At 58.4% G+C, this 7101-nt stretch carries 6 protein-coding genes; 4 read left to right on the top strand and 2 right to left on the bottom strand.

Annotated features, from left to right (window positions below):
• The 4 genes from coaBC to radA form a co-directional block, all read left to right on the top strand.
• Window positions 1–1014 (top strand): bifunctional phosphopantothenoylcysteine decarboxylase/phosphopantothenate--cysteine ligase CoaBC (gene coaBC, locus IT585_13265; protein ID MCC6964216.1); only part of this gene is annotated, 1014 nt, incomplete at its 5' end.
• 3 nt (window positions 1015–1017) lie between these two features.
• A complete protein-coding gene (locus IT585_13270) occupies window positions 1018–1728 on the top strand; it encodes a uracil-DNA glycosylase (protein MCC6964217.1) in 711 nt (236 codons plus the stop codon).
• Window positions 1729–1979: 251 nt separating this feature from the next.
• Window positions 1980–3371, top strand: coding sequence for a replicative DNA helicase (gene dnaB / locus IT585_13275; protein ID MCC6964218.1), 1392 nt, complete (start codon window positions 1980–1982; stop codon window positions 3369–3371).
• 9 nt (window positions 3372–3380) lie between these two features.
• Entirely contained in the window at window positions 3381–4751 is a 1371-nt protein-coding gene (gene radA, locus IT585_13280; GenBank protein MCC6964219.1) for a DNA repair protein RadA, read from the top strand.
• 3 nt (window positions 4752–4754) lie between these two features.
• Here radA and IT585_13285 read toward each other — a convergent pair whose 3' ends face one another.
• Together IT585_13285 and IT585_13290 are read right to left on the bottom strand one after the other, a co-directional pair.
• The gene (locus IT585_13285) at window positions 4755–5750 is read right to left on the bottom strand and encodes a hypothetical protein (protein ID MCC6964220.1); all 996 of its coding nucleotides are present in this window, start codon (window positions 5748–5750) and stop codon (window positions 4755–4757) included.
• Between the two features lie 58 nt (window positions 5751–5808).
• Window positions 5809–7101, bottom strand: a 1293-nt coding sequence (locus tag IT585_13290; protein MCC6964221.1) for a UvrB/UvrC motif-containing protein, incomplete at its 5' end; no start/stop codon positions are given.

Consider the following 7101-nt stretch of genomic DNA (forward strand, 5'->3'; position numbering starts at 1 on the left):
GAAATGTTTCCCGACGATCGTTATGTCGCGACGCATCACATTTCGTATGCGGAATGGGCGGATTTGATCGTCGTCGCGCCGGCAACCGGCAACTTCCTCGGCAAGGTCGCCAACGGGATCGCCGATGACCTGCTGACGACAATCGTGATGGCCAAGCAGTCCGATGTGATGATTGCCACGGCCATGAACACTGAGATGTTCAATAATCCGATCGTACAGGAGAACATCGCCAAGCTACAGACGCTCGGTTATCTGTTCGTTATGCCGGAATCGGGAGAACTCGCCTGCCACACGGTTGGTGTCGGCCGATTGGAAGAACCGGAAGATATCTTCAAGCGCATCGTCGAGTATTTCGGCCGGAAGCAGTCGCTGGCCGGCAAGAAGGTAATCGTGACCGCGGGACCAACCATCGAACGCATTGATCCCGTACGCTTCATCTCGAATTTTTCCTCCGGCAAGATGGGATACGCGCTGGCAGCGGAAGCGGCAGCGCGGGGCGCGCCGGTGACCCTGATTTCCGGGCCGACGACGCTGCCAACACCGGCAAACGTCAAGCGCCTTGACATCGAATCAGCGCAGCAATTACACGATACGCTGCGCCAGCGATTTGCCGGTTGCGACATTCTCATCATGGCGGCGGCGGTGGCGGATTTTCGTCCAGCAAAGATGGCAAAGACAAAGATCTCGCACCCCACACCGGAAGTGATCGACCTGGCCGCCAATCCCGATATTCTCGCCGCGCTGGGCAAGCAGAAGAAGCCCAAACAGATTACTGTTGGCTTCGCGCTTGAGGTCGACTCCAGCAAGGCCAATGCTGTCAAGAAGCTGAAGAGCAAGAATCTTGACTTTATCGTGCTCAACAACCCGACCAAGCCGGGAATCGAGTTCGGAAGCGATTTCAATGAGGCGACGATCTTGCTGCGCAATGGGAAGGAACTCGTGCTGGAGCGCATGAGCAAGTCCCAATTGGCGGCGAAGATACTCGATCAGATCGAGAAGCTGAGGAAGAAGTAGGGAATGGCCGATCGACAGGAAGTCATTGATCTCTTAGTCAAGGCGGTGCGCCAGCAGGATGAACTCGGATTGGGGGGAATCCGCGTGGCGCGCGAGACGGTGACGATGACCACGCAAATGGCCAAGTCAGCGCCGGCTGTACCGACCTCCGGATCGCTGAGCGATTTCTGTGAACAGATCAAGAACTGCACCAAGTGTCGTCTCCACCAGGGACGAACCAAGTTCGTCTTCGGCGTCGGCAATCCCAACGCGGACGTGATGTTTGTGGGGGAAGGGCCCGGTCGTGATGAAGACCTGAAAGGTGAGCCATTTGTCGGCCGCGCGGGGCAACTGCTCGACAAGATTCTGGCGGCCATCAACTTTAATCGAAATCAGGTCTATATTGCCAACGTGGTGAAGTGTCGTCCGCCGAGCAATCGCGATCCCCAGCCGGACGAAATGGCCGAGTGTCTGCCGTACTTGAAGCGACAGATCGAGCTGATCAACCCCAAGCTGATCTGCTGTCTTGGCAGAATTTCCGCGCAGGCGCTTTTGGGTGTCCAAACGCCGCTCGGCAAGATGCGCCAACGCTGGTTCGACTTTGGCGGCAGGAAGCTGATGGTCACGTACCATCCGGCGGCATTGCTGCGCTTTCCGCAATACAAGCGCGAGACGTGGGAAGATGTGCAGATGCTTCGCCGCGAGTACGACGCTCAGTTGGCCCAATCGCAGTAGTCCTTCTTGACCCGATCCTGTGGGCAACCGCGCATTCACACCTGTGGAATTCGTTGCAAGCCGATAATGTGATTGCATTTCTGCGGTGGATTGCGTTTAAGCTTCGAACGAACGGCATCGTCGGTTATTCACATGTCGATGTTCACAACTTGTGGTCAAAATCAGGCTGATTCAATTGCCGAGACGGCCGCCGCATTGTATTTTGGCATGGTTAGATCAGATCCAGCTACTGCTTGTGAAAACGGGATAAGATGCAACGGATAGACGCACCCGAAACAGACCGAACCCCCCCGCACGATCGCCAGGCCGAGGTGTCCTTGCTCGGTGCCTTGATGGTCGACAGTCACTACATCTCCAACGTGTGCACGATCGTCAATCGCGACGACTTCTACGAGAAGCGCCACCAAATGATCTTTGATGCGATCGTCGAGCTGTTCGAGCAGAACACGGCAGTCGATATCATCACAGTGACCGACAAGCTGGTCACGCTCGGCCAGTTGGAAGCGATTGGTGGACGTGCCTATCTGGTCGAACTTCAGGAAGACATCTACTCGGCGGCCAACTGCGAGCGTTATGCCGAGATCGTGCGCGAGAAGGCGATTTTGCGCAAGTTGATGCAGCTCTCGGCCACGTTGTTCTCGAAGGCCCAGCACATGGAAGGGGAAGTTACCGAGCTGCTGAATTTTGCCGAGAGCAAAGTCTTCGAGATTTCGATGCATCGCTCGGACAAGGGCTTTGAGTCGATCAAAAACCTGATCCCGGTCGCCTTCAGCAAGATGGAGCTGATGGAGCAACTGCGTGGACAAGTAACGGGATTGCCGTCGGGGTTCACGCAGCTGGACGAGATGACGGCGGGTATGCATGGCGGCGAATTGATCGTCATTGCCGGGCGCCCCGGTATGGGCAAGACGGCGTTTGCCTTGCGCATGATGGAGCATGTTGCGGTCGATTTGGGCAAGGCGGCGGCGTTGTTTTCTTTGGAAATGTCGGCCGAGCAGATCGTGCAGCGGTTGTTGAGCTCGCGCGCGCGGGTCGGCTCGCATCGTTTGCGCACCGGGCGACTGCGCGATCATGAATGGACGAACCTGAATCTGGCGGCGGGACCGCTGGCGGAGTCGCCGATCTTTATCGACGACACGGCGACGATGACGATCTGGGATCTGCGTACCAAGGCGCGGCTGCTGCGGAGCCAGTATGATTTGCAGTTGATAGTTGTCGATTACCTGCAGTTGATGAACGCGGGCGAGCGGACCGAGAACCGCCAGCAGGAAATCTCGCTGATTTCACGATCGTTGAAGGGGCTGGCCAAAGAACTCGAAATTCCAGTGATCGCCTGCAGCCAGCTTTCCCGCATGGTTGAAACCCGCGGCGGCGAGAAGCGGCCGATTCTGGCTGATTTACGCGAATCGGGAGCCATCGAGCAGGATGCGGACGTCGTGATGTTTGTGTACCGGCCGTCGGCGTACAAGTTGACGGATGAAGAGCGCGAGCAAATGAAGGGAACGCCTGACGAAAATCTGGCCGAAATCATCGTGGCCAAGCAACGTAACGGCCCGACCGGTACGGTGAAACTGACCTTCCTCGACGAGTTTATTCGCTTCGAGAATCGCGAAGACATTCGCAATAATCCCACTCCTTTCTAAGGTGTGATCGTGAAGGGGAAATCCGCCGAAAAGACCGTCTTTGTCTGCTCCGCCTGCGGTCATAGCTATTCCCGCTGGATGGGGAAGTGCCCCGACTGCGGCGAGTGGAACACGATCGTCGAGGAGAAGATCGTTCCCGCGAGACAGTCGCGCGCGCGTTCGGACGCCGGCGATCTGCGCGTGGTCCCGATCACGCGCTATGAACTGGAAGCGGAGCCGGCGATCAAGACGGGGCTCGATGAATTTGACCACTTGATCGGCGGCGGGATCGTTCCGGCCTCATCGATTCTGATCGGCGGCGAGCCCGGAATCGGCAAGTCAACGCTGATGTTGCAGGTTGCCGGTGCGCTGGCGGAGCGCGGTTATCCTACCCTCTATCTGACCGGCGAGGAATCGGCGCAGCAGGTGGCCTTGCGCGGCCGGCGGCTCGGGGTTACCAACGACGCCGTTCAGGTTGGGGCGATCCGCGAGTTACCGCAGATCTACGCGCTGATCAATCAGGTGAGTCCAGCGCTGGTCATCGTCGATTCGGTGCAAACCCTTTACGATCCCGATCTCGAGTCGGCGCCCGGCACCGTGAGCCAGATTCGCTCGGCCGCGGCCGAACTGGTCGACTTCTGCAAACGCTCTGACAAGATTCTGATTCTGATCGGGCACATCACCAAGGACGGCGCGATTGCCGGACCGAAGGTGCTGGAGCACTTGGTGGACGTGGTCTTGTACTTCGAGGGGGAGAGCCACAATCTGTTTCGCATCCTGCGCGTCCGCAAGAACCGCTATGGACCGGCGGCAGAGTTGGGGATCTTCCAGATTGGCGAAGCGGGGCTGTCGGCGGTGGCCAACCCCTCGGAACTTTTCCTCGATGAATACCCGGATGATGTCCCCGGGCGCGCGGTGGTGACGGCGGTGGAGGGACAACGGCCGTTGCTGCTCGAACTGCAGGCGCTGGCAACGCAAACCAACTTCGGATTTCCGCAGCGGGTGACCTCCGGCTACGATTCGCGCCGATTGGCTCTGATGTTGGCGATTCTCGAGAAACGACAGAAAGTGTTGTTCGGGCAGCGGGATGTCTTTGTCAATCTGGCCGGCGGGCTGAAGATTGACGATCCGGCACTCGATCTCGGTCTGATTGCAGCGCTGATTTCCTCGGTCGAGGAGATTCCGATCGTGCCGAAGACCGTGATCATCGGGGAGGTTGGCCTGTCGGGGGAAGTGCGGGCCGTGCCCTATATTGAGCGGCGGATTGCGGAGTCCGCCAAACTGGGGTTTGAGCGGATTGTGATGCCGAAAAAGAACCTGAAGGGATTGAAGTCAATCCGCGGGATCAATCTAATTGGAATCGACAAGCTCGCCGATTTACCCAAGGCCGTGCTGCTTTAGTGTCTACTGCTCGACGCGGTAGGTGATGCCCCAGATCATATTCGCGAACGCGTTGGGCGCTTCTTCACGAAGCGTCTGTTCCTGGAAGAGTTCGACTGTCACCTGGGCATAGAGTCCGGGCGCGAGTCCGGAGCTTTCGTCAAAATCAAACTCAAAGATCTGCTTCCCCTCGTCGGTCGAGACGTCCGGCCCCATCCAATCGTGAAGAATTGTGCCATTGACGTTGATATGCGCGTAGGCATCCTGGATCGGCGGATTACCGAAGCGCGCGCGAGTGAAAGCGGTCAGGCGCAGCGGCTCGCCGGGGTGAAAGGTCGGTATGTTCACCAGCGATACGTAGCGGATTCGTTGCGTCGGATAGGAGACCACGCGTTGCTCAGCGCGAGCGCGCGACTCCAGGACGACAGAGTCGACGACAGGGAAGGTGTTGGCGGTATACCCCAGACCGTGGCGATGGCGGCCAACGGCATACATGCGCCAGCCACGGTAGGCAGCTTGATTGTTGTCCAGCTTCGCCATCAACGCATATTGGATTTCTTTGTACTTGACGTCCTTGGTGGTGACGCTGGAGTCACTGCGATCCACGATGTGATAGCGACATACCAGCGAATCCAGGATGCGGGCAATACGCGTCCGGGCCCGTGCTCCCGAGTCGAGCTGGATCAGATCACAGGAGTCGGCGCCCTCGTTGAATTCGTCGCGGGCGCACGAATCGGCGATTTCGATGCTGCGGCCGGAATGCAGCAGCTCGACCCAGTAGTCAAGCGGATTGATTGCGACTGCGGCCGTCGGTTTGGAATAGCGGTCAGCGCGGCTGACGGTGTCAATCCAGACCAACGGGTAGGCCGAGACTCCGGTGACGTCATTATTGATATAGGACGTGATTTGAGACAGGTCGGTAAGGTCAAGGTCGGTGCTGCGCTTTTCGCTGCAGGCAAACAACAGAATGGCCGTCAGCAAAGCGGTGACAGCGGCCAGCCGGCACAGGAACTCCTTCATTCAGTCTTCCTCCACACTACAGTACGAGTACGCACCAGCGGCCGGGATGTGCAACGGGTTACCGCCGGGCGCGTTTGCGCTTGGTGCCTTCCTTCAGCGCGCGGATTTGGTCGCGCAGTGCGGCCGCCCGTTCGAACTCCAACTCCTCGGCGGCGACTTCCATCTGTTGGGTCAGGAAGTCGACGCGATCTTCGAGCGGCATAACCTCCCAGAAATCGGGCAACGTCGACTCTTCGACCTCGGCTTCCTTGCTGTCGGCGAAGCGGGTCGCGGCCAGGATTTCTTCGCGTGTTTTGCGCACCGACTCCGGCACGATACCGTGTTTTTCGTTGTATTCCACCTGAATTTTGCGGCGCCGATTGGTTTCGGAGATCATCCGTTTCATGGAGTCCGTGATCTTGTCGGCGTACATGATGACCTCGCCGCTGACATGGCGCGCCGCGCGGCCGGCGGTCTGCATCAAGGAAGTCTCGGAGCGCAGGAATCCCTCCTTGTCGGCGTCGAGCACCGCAACCAAAGAGACTTCCGGCAAATCGAGTCCTTCGCGCAGCAGGTTGATTCCAACCAGCACGTCGAACTCCGCCAGCCGCAGGTCGCGAAGAATCTCGGTGCGGTCGATGGCATCGATTTCCGAGTGCAGATAGCGGACGCGAATATTGAGGCGGCCGAGGTAGTCGGCTAGGTCCTCAGCCATGCGCTTGGTCAAAGTCGTGACCAGTACGCGCTCGTGTTGCTCGACGCGCTTGCGGATTTCGCCGATCAAATCGTCGATTTGCCCCTGGACCGGTTTGAGCGTAATCACCGGGTCGACCAGACCCGTCGGGCGAATCAACTGTTCGACAACCACACCTTCGGAATTGGCCAGCTCCAGCTCCGCCGGGGTGGCAGAGACGTAGATGGTCTGTGGGATCAGTTTGACAAACTCGTCGTAGACGAGCGGGCGGTTGTCGAAGGCTGAGGGCAGCCGAAACCCATGCTCAACCAGCACGACCTTACGCGAGCGGTCGCCGGCATACATCGCCTTGACTTGCGGAATTGTCTGGTGCGATTCGTCGACGATCAGCAGGAAGTCTTCCGGGAAAAAGTCGATCAGCGTGTAGGGCCGTTCGCCGGGAGCACGGTTGGAGAAGTAACGCGAATAGTTTTCGATGCCGCTGCAATAGCCGATCTCGCGCAGCATCTCCAAGTCGTAGAGGGTGCGCGATTCAAGGCGCTGGGCTTCCAGCAGTTTGCCCTGTTCGCGAAAGTCGGCCAGGCGTTCGCGCAATTCCTGCTCGATTCCGAAAATCGCCTTGCGGACCGTCTCGGACGAACTGACGAAGTGCCGCGCCGGATAGATCGCGATCCGCTC

Source organism: Candidatus Zixiibacteriota bacterium (genome assembly GCA_020853795.1).
Classification (GTDB): domain Bacteria; phylum Zixibacteria; class MSB-5A5; order CAIYYT01; family CAIYYT01; genus JADJGC01.

What these genes read in the sequence shown, in the direction of transcription:
- IT585_13270 (MCC6964217.1), top strand. Translation starts at nt 1,018, where the DNA reads ATGGCCGATCGACAGGAAGTCATTGATCTCTTAGTCAAGGCGGTGCGC.
- dnaB (MCC6964218.1), top strand. Translation starts at nt 1,980, where the DNA reads ATGCAACGGATAGACGCACCCGAAACAGACCGAACCCCCCCGCACGAT.
- IT585_13285 (MCC6964220.1), bottom strand. Translation starts at nt 5,750, where the DNA reads ATGAAGGAGTTCCTGTGCCGGCTGGCCGCTGTCACCGCTTTGCTGACG.